At 63.2% G+C, this 19,790-nt stretch carries 18 protein-coding genes and 1 tRNA gene; 15 read left to right on the top strand and 4 right to left on the bottom strand.

What is annotated here, in order from left to right:
• The 11 genes from ABID37_RS25940 to rpoC form a co-directional block, all read left to right on the top strand.
• The coding region (locus ABID37_RS25940; RefSeq protein ID WP_494337642.1) for an EF-Tu C-terminal domain-related protein at window positions 1-94 on the top strand (94 nt) is incomplete at its 5' end.
• A gap of 103 nt (window positions 95-197) precedes the next feature.
• Window positions 198-737: a putative glycolipid-binding domain-containing protein gene (locus ABID37_RS25945; RefSeq protein ID WP_354199852.1), complete on the top strand. Its 540-nt coding sequence runs from the start codon at window positions 198-200 to the stop codon at window positions 735-737.
• A gap of 107 nt (window positions 738-844) precedes the next feature.
• Window positions 845-920, top strand: a tRNA-Trp gene (locus ABID37_RS25950).
• Window positions 921-1,255: 335 nt separating this feature from the next.
• Complete coding sequence (secE, locus tag ABID37_RS25955) at window positions 1,256-1,459, top strand: preprotein translocase subunit SecE (protein ID WP_354199853.1); 204 nt, start codon at window positions 1,256-1,258, stop codon at window positions 1,457-1,459.
• Window positions 1,460-1,486: 27 nt separating this feature from the next.
• A complete protein-coding gene (gene nusG / locus ABID37_RS25960; RefSeq protein WP_354199854.1) occupies window positions 1,487-2,026 on the top strand; it encodes a transcription termination/antitermination protein NusG in 540 nt (179 codons plus the stop codon).
• A 171-nt stretch (window positions 2,027-2,197) separates the two neighbouring features.
• On the top strand, window positions 2,198-2,626 hold the full coding sequence (gene rplK, locus ABID37_RS25965) for a 50S ribosomal protein L11 (RefSeq protein ID WP_354199855.1): 429 nt from the start codon (window positions 2,198-2,200) through the stop codon (window positions 2,624-2,626).
• 4 nt (window positions 2,627-2,630) lie between these two features.
• Complete coding sequence (gene rplA, locus ABID37_RS25970; protein ID WP_354199856.1) at window positions 2,631-3,329, top strand: 50S ribosomal protein L1; 699 nt, start codon at window positions 2,631-2,633, stop codon at window positions 3,327-3,329.
• Between the two features lie 369 nt (window positions 3,330-3,698).
• Complete coding sequence (gene rplJ, locus ABID37_RS25975; protein ID WP_354199857.1) at window positions 3,699-4,217, top strand: 50S ribosomal protein L10; 519 nt, start codon at window positions 3,699-3,701, stop codon at window positions 4,215-4,217.
• 54 nt (window positions 4,218-4,271) lie between these two features.
• The gene (gene rplL, locus ABID37_RS25980; protein WP_354199858.1) at window positions 4,272-4,649 is read left to right on the top strand and encodes a 50S ribosomal protein L7/L12; all 378 of its coding nucleotides are present in this window, start codon (window positions 4,272-4,274) and stop codon (window positions 4,647-4,649) included.
• 231 nt (window positions 4,650-4,880) lie between these two features.
• Window positions 4,881-9,014 (top strand): DNA-directed RNA polymerase subunit beta, encoded by a 4,134-nt coding sequence (gene rpoB / locus ABID37_RS25985; protein ID WP_354199859.1) that lies wholly within the window; start codon window positions 4,881-4,883, stop codon window positions 9,012-9,014.
• A gap of 147 nt (window positions 9,015-9,161) precedes the next feature.
• A complete protein-coding gene (gene rpoC / locus ABID37_RS25990; RefSeq protein WP_354199860.1) occupies window positions 9,162-13,358 on the top strand; it encodes a DNA-directed RNA polymerase subunit beta' in 4,197 nt (1,398 codons plus the stop codon).
• 100 nt (window positions 13,359-13,458) lie between these two features.
• Here rpoC and ABID37_RS25995 read toward each other — a convergent pair whose 3' ends face one another.
• From ABID37_RS25995 to ABID37_RS26010, 4 genes are all read right to left on the bottom strand, one after another.
• Window positions 13,459-13,746, bottom strand: coding sequence for a PTS sugar transporter subunit IIB (locus tag ABID37_RS25995; RefSeq protein WP_035033392.1), 288 nt, complete (start codon window positions 13,744-13,746; stop codon window positions 13,459-13,461).
• Window positions 13,747-13,748: 2 nt separating this feature from the next.
• Window positions 13,749-14,231, bottom strand: a complete 483-nt coding sequence (locus tag ABID37_RS26000; RefSeq protein WP_354199861.1) for a PTS sugar transporter subunit IIA — start codon at window positions 14,229-14,231, stop codon at window positions 13,749-13,751.
• Between the two features lie 4 nt (window positions 14,232-14,235).
• Complete coding sequence (locus ABID37_RS26005) at window positions 14,236-15,654, bottom strand: PTS galactitol transporter subunit IIC (RefSeq protein ID WP_354199862.1); 1,419 nt, start codon at window positions 15,652-15,654, stop codon at window positions 14,236-14,238.
• Between the two features lie 197 nt (window positions 15,655-15,851).
• Window positions 15,852-16,145 (bottom strand): transcriptional regulator, encoded by a 294-nt coding sequence (locus ABID37_RS26010; protein WP_354199863.1) that lies wholly within the window; start codon window positions 16,143-16,145, stop codon window positions 15,852-15,854.
• A 463-nt stretch (window positions 16,146-16,608) separates the two neighbouring features.
• Between ABID37_RS26010 and rpsL the strand changes: the two genes are divergently transcribed.
• The 4 genes from rpsL to ABID37_RS26030 all read left to right on the top strand — a co-directional run.
• Window positions 16,609-16,980 carry a 30S ribosomal protein S12 gene (rpsL, locus tag ABID37_RS26015; protein WP_035033399.1) on the top strand — a complete coding sequence of 124 codons (372 nt, stop codon included), beginning with the start codon at window positions 16,609-16,611 and terminating at the stop codon, window positions 16,978-16,980.
• Between the two features lie 57 nt (window positions 16,981-17,037).
• Window positions 17,038-17,508: a 30S ribosomal protein S7 gene (rpsG, locus tag ABID37_RS26020; RefSeq protein ID WP_354199864.1), complete on the top strand. Its 471-nt coding sequence runs from the start codon at window positions 17,038-17,040 to the stop codon at window positions 17,506-17,508.
• A 29-nt stretch (window positions 17,509-17,537) separates the two neighbouring features.
• Window positions 17,538-19,628: an elongation factor G gene (fusA, locus tag ABID37_RS26025; RefSeq protein WP_354199865.1), complete on the top strand. Its 2,091-nt coding sequence runs from the start codon at window positions 17,538-17,540 to the stop codon at window positions 19,626-19,628.
• Window positions 19,629-19,695: 67 nt separating this feature from the next.
• Window positions 19,696-19,790 (top strand): GTP-binding protein (locus ABID37_RS26030; protein WP_032936484.1); only part of this gene is annotated, 95 nt, incomplete at its 3' end.

The raw sequence follows: 19,790 nt of genomic DNA on the forward strand, positions 1-19,790 counted from the left end.
CGTGCCGATCGCCATGGAAGAGCGCCTGCGCTTCGCCATCCGCGAGGGCGGCCGCACCGTCGGCGCCGGCATCGTCGCCGCAATCGTCGAATAAGCTGACGGTTCCTGTCAGCAGGAACTCGGAAAGGGGCGGCCTTCGGGTCGCCCCTTTTCCATCTTGGCGGTAGTCTGCACCGTTCGATCGGGAGGAGGATGCCATGACGGTGCTGCGCTGGGCGCCATGGAGCGGGCAGGGCCTGCAGCATGTCGTTCTGACGGAACGGGACGGATGGCTCACCGCCGAAGCGGTCGTGATCGGCTCAGACACCGCGGATTTTGCTGCCAGCTTTCGCCTCGTCGCCGATGACGGTTGGCGGGCGCGTCGCGTCGAGGTTGCCGTAAGCGGCGGCCTCTCGCTGCGGCTGGAAGGCGATGGAGCTGGCAACTGGACGAGGGAGGGGCTGGCGTTGCCGCAACTGGCGGGCGCGGTGGACCCGGACATTTCTATAACGCCGTTGACCAACACCTTTCCGGTCAGGCGCCTTGGCCTGGCGAAGGGCGAAAGCGCGGAAATCCGCACCGCCTATATCGATGTGCCGAGCCTCGACGTGTTTGCCGATCCCCAGCGCTACACCTGCCTCGACGTGCGCAGGCGCTATCTCTACGAATCGCTCGACAGCGATTTCCGCGCCGAAATCGAGTTCGACAAGGACGGCTTCGTCACCAATTATCCCGGCCTGTTCAGGCGTCTGGCCTAGCCGGCCGGGACAGGCCTTGTTCAAGCGGCACAGGACGCGCTTTCTCTCTTTACAGACGGCGTCCAAGCCACTAGGAAGCGCCTGTCGCGCCTAAAGCGCGATGAGTTAGGGGTATAGCTCAGTTGGTAGAGCGGCGGTCTCCAAAACCGCAGGTCGCGGGTTCGAGCCCTGCTGCCCCTGCCATTTCCTGCCGCACTTGCGTGAATTCGGCAGTGTATTGCCATATTGGGCGATTTGCGGCATAAGAAGGCATAGCCGGGACGGGACGACTGGATGGTTCCGAGGCGGCGTGTGGTCGTAAAACGGATGCTTGCCACTTGCGCGTGCCAAGAATCGGTTTTATGTAGGCATTAACAGACACGCGACGCGTGGAGCTGGGAATCCGGCTTTGCGCGTCTGATTTGCATGAACGGAATGGTTTGCTGATTCGCTGCGAGCCTTGAAATTCATGCCTCACGTCCCGCCTGGCGGGATCATCCAGAGGGTCCGGCCCACGGGTCCCGAAAGCAGAGCGGCATATGGCGTCGAAGACAACCAATCCTTTCGTCTTCCTTCAGCAGGTTCGAACCGAGGTCAGCAAGGTCACGTGGCCCACACGGCGCGAGACGCTGATTTCCACGGTGATGGTGCTGATCTTCTCGCTGCTGGCGATGCTCTTCTTCTTCGCCGCCGATCAGCTCATGGGCCTCGCCGTCGAGTTGATCCTCGGCATCGGGCGTTAAGTTCGGCGAATACGGAGAAGTCTTTACATGACCGCGCGCTGGTACATCGTCCATGCCTATTCCAACTTCGAGAAGAAGGTGGCGGACGACATTGAGAACAAGGCCCGCCAGAAGGGCCTGAGCGACAGGATCGAGCAGATCGTGGTGCCGACGGAGAAGGTGGTCGAGGTGCGCCGCGGCAAGAAGGTCGATGCCGAGCGCAAGTTCTTCCCCGGCTACGTGCTCATGAAGGCCGATCTCAACGATGCGGTGATCTCGCTGGTCAAGAACACGCCGCGCGTCACCGGCTTCCTCGGCGAGGACAAGCACACCGCCAAGCCGATGCACATCACCGACAAGGAGGCCGAGCGCATCCTCCACCAGGTGCAGGAGGGCGTGGAGCGGCCGAAGCCGTCGGTCACCTTCGAGGTGGGCGAGGCGATCCGCGTTTCCGACGGCCCCTTCGCTTCCTTCAACGGTTTCGTGCAGGAGGTGGACGAGGAGCGCGCGCGGCTCAAGGTGGAGGTTTCGATCTTCGGGCGCGCCGTGCCTGTCGATCTGGAATTCGGGCAGGTCGAAAAGGGCTGACCCGTATCGGTGTCGTCCGCATGGCGGCACCGCAAGGGCGGCGCACCTCTTGCGTCGCTTTTAATGGTGGGAGGCAAGGGCGGCTTTAGCCGGCTGCCGGGACCGCACCACCGGACTGCAACCGCCGGCGTTTCCCGAAACGGGGCCGGTATGAAACAAGGCAGATGAGAGATGGCTAAGAAGATTGCAGGCCAGCTCAAGCTTCAGGTTCCCGCGGGGTCGGCCACGCCGTCGCCCCCGATCGGCCCTGCGCTTGGTCAGCGTGGCATCAACATCATGGAGTTCTGCAAGGCGTTCAACGCGCAGAGCCAGGAGATGGAAAAGGGTTCGCCGATTCCGGTGGTGATCACCTACTATCAGGACAAGTCGTTCACCTTCGTCATGAAGACGCCGCCGGTGACCTACTTCCTGAAGAAGGCCGCCAACCTGAAGTCGGGCTCCAAGGAGCCGGGCAAGGCCAAAGCCGGCCAGATCAGCCGCGACAAGGTGCGCGAGATCGCCGAAGCCAAGATGAAGGACCTGAACGCAAACGACGTGGAAGCGGCGATGCGCATGGTCGAAGGTTCTGCCCGTTCGATGGGCCTGGAAGTGGTGGGCTGATCAGATGGCTAAGATTTCCAAGCGCGTAGCGAAGTCCCGCGAAGGTCTGGACCCGAACAAGGTCTATGCCCTCGAAGATGCGATCAAGCTCCTGAAGGACCGTTCCACGGTCAAGTTCGACGAGACCATCGAAGTGTCGATGAACCTCGGCGTCGATCCGCGTCATGCCGACCAGATGGTCCGCGGCGTGGTCAACCTGCCGAACGGCACCGGCCGTACGGTCCGCGTTGCCGTGTTTGCTCGTGGCGACAAGGCCGATGAGGCCAAGGCTGCCGGCGCCGATATCGTGGGCGCAGAGGATCTGGTCGAGACCGTCCAGAAGGGTGAGATCAACTTCGATCGCTGCATCGCCACGCCGGACATGATGCCGCTCGTCGGCCGTCTCGGCAAGGTGCTCGGCCCGCGCGGCATGATGCCGAACCCGAAGGTCGGCACCGTCACCACCGACGTGGCCGGTGCGGTCAAGGCTTCGAAGGGCGGCGCCGTCGAGTTCCGCGTCGAGAAGGCCGGTATCGTCCATGGCGGCGTCGGCAAGGTCTCCTTCGACGTCAAGGCTCTGGAAGAGAACGTCCGCGCCTTCGCCGATGCGGTCAACAAGGCCAAGCCGACGGGCGCCAAGGGCGTTTACGTCAAGCGCGTCGCGATTTCCTCGACGATGGGCCCGGGCCTCAAGCTGGATGTGGCGTCTCTCGCCATTTCCTGAAGCAATTCCTGAGGATCGCCGCGCAAGCGCCGATCCTCGTTGAAATTCCGGCTCCCGCCCAGGTGGGGTCCGGATGCCGGGTCCGAAAGGCCCCGGCTATCCTGTCCGAGATTGCAGGCGGTCCGCTCCAGGGCGGAACTTAATCCTAACGGGTCTGCATGAGACGGGTGACGACCGGACAAGGGAGGGTTTCCCTCCCAAGAAAGGTTCGAACCGTGTGTGCCTTTTGTCTGTACGCCTTCGGGCGTGGCGGAAAGGGGACAGGATCCTCGAGCGCCGATCGGGAACGTCCGACTGGACCGGACCGGCCGGCAAAAGGCAACCGACGCCCGCTTCGTGAATGTTGCGGGGGTCAACTGGAGATAGGCAGTGGATAGAGCGGAAAAGCGCGAACTCGTCGCGGACCTGAACGACGCCTTCAAGGGCGCCGGCTCGGTCATCGTGGCCCACTATGCCGGTATCACCGTTGCGCAGATGAACGATCTTCGTACGAAGATGCGTGCTGCCGGCGGTACCGTCAAAGTCGCGAAGAACCGCCTCGCCAAGATCGCTCTTCAGGGCACGGAATCCGAAAGCATCATCGATCTGTTCAAGGGACAGACGCTGATCGCCTATTCGGACGATCCGGTTGCGGCTCCGAAGGTCGCGTCCGATTTCGCCAAGGGCAATGACAAGCTTGTCATTCTCGGCGGCGCAATGGGCACGACCTCGCTCGATGCCGATGGTGTGAAGGCTCTGGCCTCGCTCCCGTCGCTCGACGAGCTGCGCGCAAGGTTGGTGGGCATGATTTCCACCCCGGCAACCCGGATCGCACAGGTCGTCAACGCACCGGCAGGCAATGTCGCGCGCGTTATCGGCGCATATGCCCGGAAGGACGAGGCGGCGTGAGGCCGTTCCTCGCCAAACATCAACACGTTCGAATCTTATTGAAGGAAAAGAAAAATGGCTGATCTCACCAAGATCGTTGAAGACCTGTCGGCCCTGACCGTCCTCGAGGCGGCCGAGCTGTCGAAGATGCTGGAAGAGAAGTGGGGCGTTTCCGCCGCTGCTCCGGTGGCCGTTGCCGCCGCTGCCGGTGGCGCTGCCGCCGCCGCTCCGGCCGAAGAGAAGACCGAGTTCGACGTCGTCCTCGCCGAGGCCGGCGCCAAGAAGATCGAGGTCATCAAGGAAGTGCGCGCCATCACCGGCCTGGGCCTCAAGGAAGCCAAGGACCTGGTCGAGGCCGCTCCGAAGCCGCTGAAGGAAGGCGTCGCCAAGGCCGAGGCCGAGAAGATCAAGGCCCAGCTCGAAGCTGCTGGCGCCAAGGTCGAGTTGAAGTAAGCGTTCGGGTTCCGGCGGGCGGCCTTCGGGCCGTCCGCCACCTCCCTTCGGGAGGCCCTCTCGTCAGGGGGAGAACCCGGCGATCGTGTTGGAGAACCTCTTTCCTGAGGGCCGAAAGCGGCTTTCAGGAAACAGGTTTTCACCTGTTTTGGACAAGGCCGCACCAAAGCGGCCTGGAGGCAAGGCGGATCGCGGCGTGATCCGCCCCGAGATGCGAGCTAAGGAGCTATGATGGCCCAGACCCAGACTTTCAATGGCCGCAGGCGCGTCAGAAAGTTCTTCGGAAAGATCCCCGAAGTTGCCGAGATGCCGAACCTGATCGAGGTTCAGAAGGCGTCCTACGACCAGTTCCTGATGGTCGAGGAGCCCGAGGGCGGCCGGCCTGACGAAGGCCTGCAGGCAGTCTTCAAGTCGGTCTTCCCGATCTCCGATTTCTCCGGCGCTTCGATGCTGGAATTCGTCAAGTATGAGTTCGAGGCGCCGAAGTTCGACGTTGACGAGTGCCGTCAGCGCGACCTGACCTATGCCGCGCCGCTCAAGGTGACGCTGCGCCTGATCGTGTTCGATGTCGACGAGGACACCGGCGCCAAGTCGATCAAGGACATCAAGGAGCAGGACGTGTACATGGGCGACATGCCGCTCATGACCTCGAACGGCACCTTCATCGTCAACGGCACCGAGCGCGTCATCGTTTCGCAGATGCACCGTTCGCCGGGCGTCTTCTTCGATCACGACAAGGGCAAGTCGCACTCGTCCGGCAAGCTGCTGTTCGCCGCGCGCGTCATTCCCTATCGCGGCTCGTGGCTCGACATCGAGTTCGATTCCAAGGACGTGGTCCACGCCCGTATCGACCGCCGCCGCAAGATCCCGGTGACCTCGCTGCTGATGGCGCTCGGCATGGATGGCGAAGACATCCTGTCGACCTTCTACAACAAGATCACCTACAAGCGCGCCGGCGACCACTGGCGCATTCCCTACAATGTCGACCGCTTCAAGGGCCTGAAGGCCGTCAACGACCTGGTTGACGCCGACACCGGCGAAGTCGTGGTCGAGGCCGGCAAGAAGATCACCGCCCGCCAGGCGCGTCAGCTCGCCGAAAAGGGCCTCAAGGCCATCAAGGCGACCGACGAGGACCTGCTCGGCAACTATCTGGCCGAGGACATCGTCAACTACCAGACCGGCGAGATCTATCTCGAGGCCGGCGACGAGATCGACGACAAGACCTTGAAAGTGCTGCTCGGCACCGGCGAGGAAGAGATCCAGATCCTCGACATCGACCACGTCAATGTCGGCGCCTATATCCGCAACACGCTGGCCGTCGACAAGAACGAGGGCCGCCAGGACGCGCTGTTCGACATCTACCGCGTCATGCGTCCGGGCGAGCCGCCGACCCTCGAGACCGCCGAGGCGATGTTCAACTCGCTGTTCTTCGACGCCGAGCGCTACGACCTTTCGGCCGTCGGTCGCGTCAAGATGAACATGCGCCTGGAGCTCGACTGCCCGGATACCGTGCGCGTGCTGCGCAAGGAGGACATCCTGGCCGTGGTCAAGACGCTGGTCGACCTGCGCGACGGCAAGGGCGAGATCGACGATATCGACAATCTCGGCAACCGCCGCGTGCGTTCGGTCGGCGAGCTCATGGAGAACCAGTACCGCCTGGGCCTGCTGCGCATGGAGCGCGCCATCAAGGAGCGCATGTCGTCGATCGAGATCGACACGGTCATGCCGCAGGACCTGATCAACGCCAAGCCGGCCGCTGCCGCCGTGCGCGAGTTCTTCGGTTCCTCGCAGCTCTCGCAGTTCATGGACCAGACCAACCCGCTGTCGGAGATCACCCACAAGCGCCGTCTTTCGGCGCTTGGCCCGGGCGGTCTGACCCGCGAGCGTGCCGGCTTCGAGGTGCGCGACGTGCACCCGACGCACTATGGCCGCATCTGCCCGATCGAGACGCCGGAAGGCCCGAACATCGGCCTGATCAACTCGCTGGCCACCTTCGCCCGCGTCAACAAATACGGCTTCATCGAAAGCCCGTACCGCAAGATCGTGGACGGCAGGCTGACCAATGACGTGGTCTATCTGTCGGCGATGGAGGAGGCCAAGCACTTCGTGGCGCAGGCCAACGCCGAGCTCGATGCCAACGGCAGCTTCGTCGACGAGTTCGTCATCTGCCGTAACGCCGGCGAGGTGATGATGGCGCCGCGCGAGATGGTCGACCTGATGGACGTCTCGCCCAAGCAGATGGTGTCGGTCGCCGCGGCGCTCATCCCGTTCCTCGAGAACGACGACGCCAACCGCGCCCTGATGGGCTCGAACATGCAGCGTCAGGCCGTGCCGCTGGTGCGCGCCGAGGCTCCGTTCGTCGGCACCGGCATGGAGCCGATCGTCGCCCGTGACTCCGGCGCCGCCATCGGCGCCCGTCGCGGCGGCATCGTCGATCAGGTGGATGCGACGCGTATCGTTATCCGCGCCACGGAAGACCTCGATCCCGGCAAGTCGGGCGTCGATATCTACCGCCTGATGAAGTTCCAGCGCTCCAACCAGTCGACCTGCATCAACCAGCGTCCGCTGGTGAAGGTCGGCGACCACGTCAACAAGGGCGACATCATCGCCGACGGTCCGTCGACCGATCTCGGCGATCTGGCGCTCGGCCGCAACGTGCTCGTCGCCTTCATGCCGTGGAACGGCTACAACTACGAGGACTCGATCCTGCTCTCCGAGCGTATCGTGGCCGACGACATCTTCACCTCGATCCACATCGAGGAGTTCGAGGTCATGGCGCGCGACACCAAGCTCGGGCCGGAGGAAATCACGCGCGACATTCCGAATGTTTCGGAAGAAGCGCTGAAGAACCTCGACGAGGCCGGCATCGTCTACATCGGTGCCGAGGTGCAGCCGGGCGACATCCTGGTCGGCAAGATCACGCCGAAGGGGGAGAGCCCGATGACGCCGGAAGAGAAGCTTCTGCGCGCCATCTTCGGCGAGAAGGCGTCCGACGTGCGCGACACATCTATGCGCATGCCTCCGGGAACCTTCGGCACGGTCGTGGAAGTGCGCGTCTTCAACCGCCACGGCGTGGAGAAGGACGAGCGCGCCATGGCCATCGAGCGCGAGGAGATCGAGCGTCTCGCCAAGGACCGTGACGACGAGCAGGCCATTCTCGACCGCAACGTCTATGCGCGTCTGGCCGACATGCTGGTCGGCAAGGAGGCCATCGCCGGGCCGAAGGGCTTCAAGAAGGGCTCCACACTGGCGCGCGAGACGCTGGACGACTACCCGCGTTCGCAGTGGTGGCAGTTCGCCGTCGAGGATGAAAAGCTCCAGAGCGAGCTGGAAGCCCTGCGCGGCCAGTATGACGACTCCAAGAAGGCGCTGGAGCAGCGCTTCATGGACAAGGTCGAGAAGGTGCAGCGCGGCGACGAAATGCCTCCGGGCGTCATGAAGATGGTCAAGGTCTTCGTCGCGGTGAAGCGCAAGATGCAGCCGGGCGACAAGATGGCCGGCCGTCACGGCAACAAGGGTGTCGTGTCGCGCATCGTGCCGGTCGAGGACATGCCGTTCCTCGAAGACGGTACCCATGCGGACATCGTGCTGAACCCGCTGGGCGTGCCTTCGCGCATGAACGTCGGCCAGATCCTGGAGACGCACCTTGGCTGGGCTTGCGCCGGCATGGGCAGGAAGATCGGCGAGCTGATCGACGCCTACAAGGCTGGTGGCGATATCAAGCCGCTGCGCGAGACGGTCGAGTCGGTCATCCCGGCCAATGACCGCAACGAGCCGGTGCGCGAGTACGACGACGAGTCCGTCGTGCGTCTCGGCGAGCAGATGCGCCGCGGCGTGTCCATCGCCACGCCGGTGTTCGATGGTGCCAACGAGGCCGACATCGACCACATGCTGACGCAGGCCGGCCTGCATACCTCGGGCCAGTCGCAGCTCTACGACGGACGTACGGGCGAGCCGTTCGACCGCAAGGTGACCATGGGCTACATCTACATGCTCAAGCTTCACCACCTGGTCGACGACAAGATCCACGCCCGCTCGATCGGCCCGTACTCGCTCGTTACCCAGCAGCCGCTGGGCGGCAAGGCGCAGTTCGGCGGCCAGCGCTTCGGCGAGATGGAGGTGTGGGCGCTCGAAGCCTACGGTGCCGCCTACACGCTGCAGGAAATGCTGACCGTGAAGTCGGACGACGTGGCCGGCCGCACCAAGGTCTACGAGGCCATCGTGCGCGGCGACGACACGTTCGAGGCGGGCATTCCCGAGAGCTTCAACGTTCTCGTCAAGGAAATGCGCTCGCTCGGCCTCAATGTCGAGCTGGAGAACACCAAGGTGGATGGCCCGACGCAACTGCCGGATGCCGCCGAATAACAGGGCGAATGCGGCCGCGCCGGTGCGCGGCCGCCCGCTGGCCCTTCGAGGGCCGCACGAAATTTTCCGGCCGAGGCCGGTTCTCGCGGGTTCACCCCGCACGAAAACGAAATTGGGGTATTCGAGGACCCCGCAAAGGAGAATGGCATGAACCAAGAGGTCATGAATCTCTTCAACCCGCAGGCGCCCGCGCAGGTGTTCGATTCCATCCGGATTTCGCTCGCCAGCCCGGAGAAGATCCTGTCGTGGTCCTTCGGCGAGATCAAGAAGCCGGAGACGATCAACTACCGCACGTTCAAGCCGGAGCGTGACGGCCTGTTCTGCGCCCGCATCTTCGGGCCGATCAAGGACTATGAGTGCTTGTGCGGCAAGTACAAGCGCATGAAGTACAAGGGCGTCATCTGCGAGAAGTGCGGCGTCGAGGTCACGCTGTCGCGCGTGCGCCGCGAGCGCATGGGCCACATCGAGCTGGCCGCGCCGGTCGCCCACATCTGGTTCCTGAAGTCGCTGCCGAGCCGCATCGGCACGCTGCTCGACATGACTCTCAAGGACATCGAGCGCGTTCTCTATTTCGAGAACTACATCGTCACCGAGCCGGGCCTCACCGCGCTGAAGGAAAACCAGCTTCTCTCCGAAGAGGAGTACATGCTGGCCGTCGACGAATATGGCGAGGACAGCTTCACCGCCATGATCGGGGCCGAGGCCATCCATGAGCTTCTGGCTTCCATGGACCTGGAGAAGATCGCCGGCGACCTGCGTTCGGAACTCGCTTCCACCACCTCGGAGCTGAAGCAGAAAAAGCTGCTCAAGCGCCTCAAGGTGGTTGAGAACTTCATGGAATCCGGCAACCGCCCGGAATGGATGATCATGAAGGTCATCCCGGTCATCCCGCCGGACCTGCGCCCGCTGGTTCCGCTGGACGGCGGCCGCTTCGCGACCTCCGACCTGAACGACCTGTATCGCCGCGTCATCAACCGTAACAACCGCCTGAAGCGCCTGATCGAGCTTCGTGCGCCCGGCATCATCGTGCGCAACGAGAAGCGCATGCTGCAGGAAGCGGTGGACGCCCTGTTCGACAACGGCCGCCGCGGCCGTGTCATCACCGGCGCCAACAAGCGTCCGCTGAAGTCGCTGTCCGACATGCTCAAGGGCAAGCAGGGTCGCTTCCGCCAGAACCTGCTCGGCAAGCGCGTCGACTATTCGGGCCGTTCGGTGATCGTGACCGGTCCCGAACTCAAGCTGCACCAGTGCGGCCTGCCGAAGAAGATGGCGCTGGAGCTGTTCAAGCCGTTCATCTACGCCCGTCTCGACGCCAAGGGCTATTCGTCCACCGTCAAGCAGGCGAAGAAGCTGGTCGAGAAGGAGCGTCCGGAGGTCTGGGATATCCTCGACGAGGTGATCCGCGAGCATCCGGTTCTCCTGAACCGCGCGCCGACGCTGCACCGCCTGGGCATCCAGGCGTTCGAGCCGATCCTGATCGAGGGCAAGGCGATCCAGCTTCATCCGCTGGTCTGCACCGCCTTCAACGCCGACTTCGACGGCGACCAGATGGCCGTGCACGTTCCGCTGTCGCTGGAAGCGCAGCTCGAAGCCCGCGTGCTGATGATGTCGACCAACAACATCCTGCACCCGGCTTCCGGCGCGCCGATCATCGTGCCGTCGCAGGACATGGTTCTGGGTCTCTACTACCTGTCGATCATGAACCAGAACGAGCCGGGCGAGGGCATGGCCTTCGCCGACATGGGCGAGATGCAGCATGCGCTCGAGACCAAGGCCGTCACCCTGCACGCCAAGATCAAGGGCCGCTTCAAGACCGTCGATGCCGAGGGCAACCCGGTTTCGAAGATCTACGAGACCACGCCCGGCCGCATGATCATCGGCGAGCTTCTGCCGAAGAACGTCAACGTGCCCTTCGACATCGCCAACCAGGAGATGACCAAGAAGAACATCTCCAAGATGATCGACACGGTCTATCGTCACTGCGGCCAGAAGGAGACGGTCATCTTCTGTGACCGCATCATGCAGCTCGGCTTCGCCCATGCCTGCCGCGCCGGCATTTCGTTCGGCAAGGACGACATGGTCATTCCGGACACCAAGGCCAAGCTGGTGGCGGATACCGAGGCGCTCGCCAAGGAATACGAGCAGCAGTACAACGACGGTCTGATCACCCAGGGCGAGAAGTACAACAAGGTGGTCGACGCCTGGGCCAAGTGCTCGGAGAAGGTCGCCGAGGAAATGATGGGCCGCATCAAGGCGGTGGAGTTCGACGACAGCGGCCGTCAGAAGCCGATGAACTCGATCTACATGATGTCGCACTCGGGTGCGCGTGGTTCGCCCACCCAGATGCGCCAGCTTGCCGGCATGCGCGGCCTGATGGCCAAGCCGTCGGGCGAGATCATCGAGACGCCGATCATCTCCAACTTCAAGGAAGGCCTCACCGTTCTCGAGTACTTCAACTCGACTCATGGCGCCCGCAAGGGTCTGGCCGACACCGCCTTGAAGACGGCGAACTCGGGTTACCTGACACGTCGTCTGGTCGATGTGGCGCAGGACTGCATCGTCAACGCCATCGACTGCGGCACCGACAAGGGCCTCACCATGCAGCCGATCGTGGATGCCGGACAGGTCGTCGCTTCGATCGGTCAGCGCGTGCTTGGCCGTACCGCGCTCGACGATATCGTGCATCCGGTCTCGGGCGAGGTTCTGGTCAAGGCCGGCACGCTCATGGACGAGCGCGATGTGGAGCTGATCGAGAAGGCCGGCGTGCAGGCGGTTCGCATCCGTTCGGCGCTGACCTGCGAGGTCCGCACCGGCGTCTGCGCGGTCTGCTACGGCCGCGACCTGGCGCGCGGAACGCCGGTCAACCAGGGCGAGGCCGTCGGTGTCATCGCCGCGCAGTCGATCGGCGAGCCGGGCACCCAGCTCACCATGCGTACCTTCCACATGGGCGGTACGGCGCAGGTGGTGGACTCCTCGTTCCTCGAGGCCTCGTATGAGGGCACGGTGCAGATCCGCAACCGCAACGTGGTGCGCAACTCCGACGGTCACCTCGTGGTCATGGGCCGCAACATGGCGATCCTGATCCTCGACGAGGCCGGCAAGGAGCGCGCCACCCACCGCGTCACCTACGGTTCGCGCATCTTCGTGGACGATGGCGACAAGGTGAAGCGCGGCCAGCGTATCGCCGAGTGGGACCCCTACACCCGTCCGGTGCTTACCGAAGTCGAGGGCCGGGTCGAGTTCGAGGACCTGGTCGATGGCATCTCGGTGCAGGAAACGGCCGACGAGTCGACCGGCATCACCAAGCGCGAGGTCATCGACTGGCGCTCGACGCCGCGCGGTTCGGACCTCAAGCCGGCCATCGTGGTGCAGGACGCGAAGGGCAAGGTCGCCAAGCTGTCGAAGGGCGGCGATGCGCGCTTCCTGCTCTCGGTCGAGGCCATTCTCTCGGTCGAGCCCGGCGCGCATGTGAAGCCCGGCGACGTTCTGGCCCGCGTGCCGATGGAAAGCGCCAAGACCAAGGACATCACCGGTGGTCTGCCGCGCGTTGCGGAACTGTTCGAGGCTCGCCGTCCGAAGGATCACGCCATCATCGCCGAGATCGATGGCACGATCCGCTTCGGCCGCGACTACAAGAACAAGCGCCGCATCATCATCGAGCCGCATGACTCGACGCTGGAGCCGGTGGAATACCTGATCCCGAAGGGCAAGCCGTTCCATCTTCAGGACGGCGACGTCATCGAGAAGGGCGACTACATCCTCGACGGCAACCCCGCGCCGCACGATATTCTTGCGATCCGCGGCGTCGAGGCTCTGGCCTCGTACCTCGTCAACGAGATCCAGGAAGTCTATCGACTGCAGGGCGTGTCGATCAACGACAAGCACATCGAGGTGATCGTTCGCCAGATGCTGCAGAAGGTGGAAATCACGGAGCAGGGCGACTCGACCTACATCCCGGGCGACCATGTGGACGTGATCGAACTGGACGAGATCAACGATCGCCTGCTCGAGGAAGGCAAGAAGCCCGCGGCCGGCCAGCCGGTGCTGCTCGGCATCACCAAGGCCTCCCTGCAGACGCCGTCCTTCATCTCGGCCGCGTCGTTCCAGGAGACCACCCGCGTGCTCACCGAGGCTGCTGTTGCCGGCAAGACCGACATGCTGCAGGGCCTGAAGGAGAACGTGATCGTGGGTCGCCTGATCCCGGCCGGTACGGGTGGCCAGATGAGCCAGATCCGCCGCATCGCCACGTCGCGCGACGAGCTGATCCTTGACGAGCGCCGCAAGGCCTCGGGCGCCGAGACGGCCGAGACGATGCTGGTCGACATGACGACGGCGGCGCAGTAAGCGCCGTCAGTCGGCGAAAAGCCAACAAGAAAGGCCGCCGGAGCGATCCGGCGGCCTTTTGTTTTGGCTGTTTGTCTTGAACCGGGCGAATGAGGTGGGCTCAGCCCCGCAGCGTGGCCTCGATCTTGTCCAGCACATCCGCCTTGCCGACGCCTGTCAGGAAGGCGAGGGTGGTGATGACCGGCACGCCGAGATCGGTGGGAAGCTGCGTGGTGGAAACCACGAGGTCGACGCCGTTGAGCATGGAGCGCACTTCGGTCGCCTTGCATTGCGTGGAATTGATGTTGATGCCGCGCTCCTTCATCGCCTCGGTCACCGCATGCGATACCAGTGTCGAGGTGGCGATGCCGGTGCCGCAGGCAAACAGCACGTTCTTTTGCAGGGCCATTCTTATTGTTCTCCTTGTTGTGTGCCGTCGAGCAGGGCGAGCAGCTCGTCCGGTGTGCCGGCGTCCAGCAGTTTCTGGCTCAGGGCCTCGTCCTGGATGGTCAGCATGATCTGTTGCAGCATCTCGATCTGCCGGTCCTTGTCGTTCAGTGCCAGCATGAACACCAGTCCGACCGGCACCGCCTCATCGGGGTCTTCCATATTGGCGAAATCGACTGGATGTGCCAGCGTCGCTATGGCGATGCCGGGCTTCAGGACATGTTCGGGGTCCGTATGGGGCACGGCGACATTGCTGCCGCGCCCCATCGGCAAGCCGGTGGGCATGCGCGCTTCCCTTGCCAGTACCGCCTCGGCGAAGCTCGTCCGCACATGGCCAAGCTTTTCCAGCCGGCCGGCGAGCAGGCGGATGACCTCCTCGCTGGTAGCGGCATCTGCCTTGACCGCGATGGCTTCGCGTTCGATCTGCCCGGCAAGGGATCGCGTCATGTGGTCAGGCCTCCTGTGTCTGGTTGGTCACCGCATCCGGTTCGCCCGCGCCGGCTGCCCGTTCCCAGGCATCGGTGTTGCGGCGATAGAGCCAGAAGCAGAGCGCGATGACGGCTGCCAGAACGATCAGGCCGAACACGGCGAGATTCTGGATGGCGGCGATGACGACATAGGAAATCCACAGGAAGCCATCGACGACGGAGGTGATCTGCACCGCATTGGCCGGCATGGTGAAGCCCGACGCGACCGCAGCGCTGGTAAACAGCGGCGCCAGCGCATTGGCCACATAGAAGCCGGCCGCCAGCGTGATCGTGCCGACCACCACCATCCGGAACACGTTGCCGCGCAGCACCGGTGCCGTCATCGCCACGATGAAGGGAATGACCGCGAGGTCCGCGAACAGGATGATGCGGTTGCCCGGCAGGATGATCGACAGCAGGATGGCGATTGGCACCAGGATGAGCGAAGAGGAGATCGCCGCCGGGTGCCCGATGAGGATCGCCGAATCGAGGCCGACCAGCAGTTCGCGGTCGCCGGCCCGCTTGCGCACGAATTCATGCGCGGCTTCCGATACCGGCAGCAGGCCTTCCATGAGGATCTTCACCATGCGCGGCAGAAGCAGCATGGCGGCCGCCAGTGTCATGCCGGTCTGCAGCACCTTGGAAATGACGGTGCTGGCATCGCCGGCATTGTAGTAGGCGAGAACGCCGATCACGAGGCCGATGATCAGGCCGAGCACGACCGGTTCGCCGAACACGCCGAGCCGGCGTTCGATGGTTTCGGTGCTGAGATCGATCTTGTTGATGCCGGGGAGGCGGTCGAGGACCCAATTGACGACGATGGCGATGGGCAGGATCTGGGCCGAGGCCAGATGCGGGACCGAAACGCCCGGAACGCCGTAGAATTTCTGCACGGCGCGCGCCGACCAGTCCGCGAACAGCAGCGACAGCGCGGCCATCAGGGCGGCGACGACGAGGCCGTAGCCGAGGCTGCCGGTGGCGGCGGTGGCCAGCGAGCCGATGAAGGCAAAGTGCCAGAAGTTCCACACGTCGACATTGAGGGTGCGCGTCAGCCGCGTCATCAGCAAGGCGATGTTGACGATGATGGCGATCGGAATGACCCACAATCCGACCGAGGAGCCGAAGGCGATCGCCGCTGCCGACGGCCAGCCGACATCGACGATATCGCGCTGGATGCCCGTGTTCCTGACGATGGCCTGCGCCGAATCGCCGATCGTCCCGAGCATGAGCCCGAGCACGAGATTGATGCCGATGAAGGCGACGCCGATGGTAACGGCGGCTCGGAAGGCCTTGCCGGCCTTGGCGCCGAGAATGAGTGCGATGATGAAGATGACGACCGGCAGGAGCACGGTGGCTCCCAGCGTGTCGATGATGGCCTTGAGGCCACTCAGGAACGCGTCCATGATTTCCCTCCCGAAGGGGTTCGTTCCGGCAAGCCAGAACATTTGTTGCGCTGCGACAACAGAAGTTGAACCCGCTTCGGGTCAACTGTCAATTCGGGGTGCGATCGAACTCCGGCTTCGGGGAGGAGATATCCCACGGGAATCAAGGACTGGCCTGGGTTTGAGCCAGTCAGCCGGCCGCTTTTCGGTTCCGTGCTCTATTCCGGCGCATCGAAAGTGATGATCGAGACTTCGCCTTCCAGTGCGCCCTGATAGGCGGAAAGGTGCGGCTCGTCGTCGGGCTCGCCCTGCATGTCGCCGATCTGGTCGAGTTCGGCTTCGGCGTAACCCTCGGCGGCGAGTGATTCCAGCGCCCTGCGCACGGCGGAATCGTCGTCGGGCGCGACCAGCATCACATGCACGCCCTCGGGTCTGCCGTTCTTGCTTCGCCACACGCGGCCGGTGATGATGGTGACGGTGCGCTCGCCGTCCTGTGCGTCATTGTCGTTCATGGCTGATTCTTCACTTGCTGGTGGATAGCGGGTCCCGGAACGCCGAATTTTCGCGACTCTACCTTGTAAGAGGGCAGGAACGCGACCACATTGTGCGCAATCCTGCGTATGCCGCGAAAGAAAATTACCGGAGACGACCGAAACCGGGCAATGGCCCGAATTTGGCGCAGAATCTGGCGTCGTGGGGTTGACGAAAGGGGGGCTTGCGAGTAGAAGCCGCCCAGTCTGAGCCGATGTGAGACTTTCCTTTTCGGGGCGACGCGCCTCGGAGTTAGCCTCAAACAGGGTTCGTTTTACGAGCGAAAAGACATTTCCGGCATGCATGAAGCGGCAACGCTTCCTCTGCTTTTTGTTCGGGCAGCACCGCGAGAGGCGGCTTGTGGCCCGAATTTGCGTATGGAAATGGTGCTTTAGACTGCCCTGAGTGGGTTCGAGACACGGAATTGAGAGACAAGAGGGTTTAATGCCTACCGTCAACCAGCTGATCCGCAAGCCGCGCAAGGCGCCGGCAGTGCGCAACAAAGTCCCGGCCATGCAGCAGAACCCGCAGAAGCGTGGCGTCTGCACGCGCGTCTACACGACGACGCCGAAGAAGCCGAACTCTGCTCTGCGCAAGGTTGCGAAGATCCGCCTGACCAATGGCTTCGAGGTCATCGGTTATATCCCGGGTGAGGGGCATAACCTCCAGGAGCACTCGGTGGTCATGATCCGCGGCGGCCGCGTCAAGGACCTTCCGGGCGTGCGCTATCACATCATCCGCGGCGTGCTCGACACCCAGGGTGTTAAAAACCGCAAGCAGCGTCGCTCCAAGTACGGCGCCAAGCGTCCGAAGTAAGTTTGCGGCTTCGGCGCTTTCTTTTTATGCGCCGCGCGAGAGAAGAGAGACAACAGTATGTCCCGTCGTCACAGTGCAGCTAAGCGCGAGATCAACCCCGATCCCAAGTTCGGCGATCTCGTCATCACCAAGTTCATGAATGCCGTCATGTACGACGGCAAGAAGTCGGTTGCCGAGAGCATCGTCTACGGTGCGCTCGACCAGGTCCAGTCCAAGACCAAGCAGGAGCCGGTCGGCGTCTTCCATCAGGCGCTCGACAATGTCGCGCCGCACGTGGAAGTGCGTTCGCGCCGCGTCGGTGGTGCGACCTATCAGGTTCCGGTCGACGTTCGTCCGGAGCGCCGTCAGGCCCTCGCCATCCGCTGGCTGATCTCGGCTGCCCGCAACCGCAACGAAACCACCATGATCGACCGTCTTTCGGGCGAGCTGATGGATGCGGCCAACAACCGCGGCACCGCCGTCAAGAAGCGTGAAGACACCCACAAGATGGCCGAAGCCAACCGCGCCTTCGCGCACTACCGCTGGTAAGCGCGAAAGAAGAGTAAGAGGCACCTCCCATGGCCCGCGAATTTCCCATCCACGACTATCGTAACTTCGGCATCATGGCCCACATCGATGCCGGCAAGACGACCACGACCGAGCGTATCCTTTATTACACGGGCAAGAACCACAAGATGGGCGAGACGCACGACGGCGCCTCGACCATGGACTGGATGGAACAGGAGCAGGAGCGCGGCATCACCATCACGTCCGCTGCCACCACCACCTCCTGGAAGGGCCGTGACGGCAAGGACCGCCGCTTCAACATCATCGACACTCCCGGCCACGTCGACTTCACCATCGAGGTCGAGCGTTCGCTGCGCGTGCTCGACGGTGCGATCACGCTGCTCGACTCCAACGCCGGCGTCGAACCGCAGACCGAAACCGTCTGGCGCCAGGCCGAGAAATATCATGTTCCGCGCATGATCTTCTGCAACAAGATGGACAAGATCGGCGCCGATTTCTATCGCTGCCTCGAGATGATCAAGTCGCGTCTCGGTGCGATCCCGCTCGCCATGCAGCTGCCGATCGGCGCTGAGAGCGATTTCAAGGGCGTCATCGACCTGCTTGAGATGAAGGCGCTGGTCTGGCGCGACGAAGCGCTCGGCGCGCAGTGGGATGTCGTCGAGATTCCGGCGGACCTCCAGGCCAAGGCCGAGGAATATCGCGAGAAGCTTATCGAGACCGCGGTCGAGATGGACGACGATGCGATGAACGCCTATCTCGAAGGCAACATCCCGTCGATCGACGAGCTGCGCGAGCTGATCCGCAAGGGCACCATCGAGGTGAAGTTCCACCCCGTGTTCTGCGGCACCGCCTTCAAGAACAAGGGCATCCAGCCGCTGCTCGACGCCGTCATCGACTTCCTCCCGGCTCCGGACGAAATTCCGGCCATCAAGGGCATCGACGCCAAGACCGAGGCTGAGATCGTCCGTCATTCGACGGATGACGAGCCGCTGGCCATGCTGGCGTTCAAGATCATGAACGACCCGTTTGTCGGTTCGCTCACCTTCTGCCGCATCTACTCGGGCAAGCTCACCAAGGGCATCTCGGTGGACAACACGGTGAAGGGCAAGAAGGAGCGCATCGGCCGCATGCTGCAGATGCACTCCAACTCGCGTGCCGACATCGAAGAGGCGTTCGCCGGCGACATCGTCGCTCTGGCCGGCCTCAAGGAGACCACCACCGGCGACACGTTGTGCGACCCGCTGGCCCCGGTCATCCTGGAGCGCATGGAGTTCCCCGAGCCGGTCATCCAGATCGCCATCGAGCCGAAGACCAAGGGCGACCAGGAGAAGATGGGCCTGGCCCTGCATCGCCTGGCAGCCGAGGACCCGTCCTTCCGCGTCAAGACCGACGAGGAAAGCGGCCAGACCATCATCGCCGGCATGGGCGAGCTTCATCTCGACATCATCGTCGACCGCATGAAGCGCGAGTTCAAGGTCGAGGCCAATGTCGGCGCTCCGCAGGTGGCCTATCGCGAGACGATCACCCGCTCGCACGAGCAGGACTACACGCACAAGAAGCAGACCGGTGGTACGGGCCAGTTCGCCCGCGTCAAGGTCGTCTTCGAGCCGAACACCGAGAGCGAAGACTACGTGTTCGAGTCCAAGATCGTCGGCGGCGCCGTGCCGAAGGAATACATCCCCGGTGTTCAGAAGGGCATCGAGAGCGTCCTGTCTTCCGGTCCGTTCGCCGGCTTCCCGATGATCAGCGTCAAGGCGACGCTCATCGATGGTGCCTTCCACGATGTCGACTCGTCGGTTCTGGCCTTCGAAATCGCGTCGCGTGCCTGCTTCCGCGAAGCTGCCCCGAAGCTCGGCGTGCAGCTCCTGGAGCCGGTCATGAAGGTCGAGGTCGTGACGCCGGAAGAATATGTCGGCAACATCATCGGCGACCTGAACAGCCGTCGCGGCCAGATCCAGGGCCAGGAAGCCCGCGGCATCGCCGTGGTCATCAACGCCATGGTGCCGCTGGCCAACATGTTCAAGTACGTCGACAGCCTGCGCTCGATGTCTCAGGGCCGCGCCCAGTACACGATGCAGTTCGACCATTATGAGCCGGTGCCGACCGCCGTGGCTCAGGAAGTCCAGAAGAAATACGCTTAAATCCCGTAGGGTTGCGACAGTAACTTGGTTCAATGCCCGAACGGGCTAGCAGGAATGGAGACCTCACATGGCAAAAGGTAAATTCGAGCGCACGAAGCCTCATGTGAACATTGGCACGATTGGTCACGTTGACCATGGCAAGACGTCTTTGACGGCGGCGAT

This window comes from Aquamicrobium terrae (assembly GCF_040545735.1).
GTDB classification, from domain to species: domain Bacteria; phylum Pseudomonadota; class Alphaproteobacteria; order Rhizobiales; family Rhizobiaceae; genus Mesorhizobium; species Mesorhizobium terrae_A.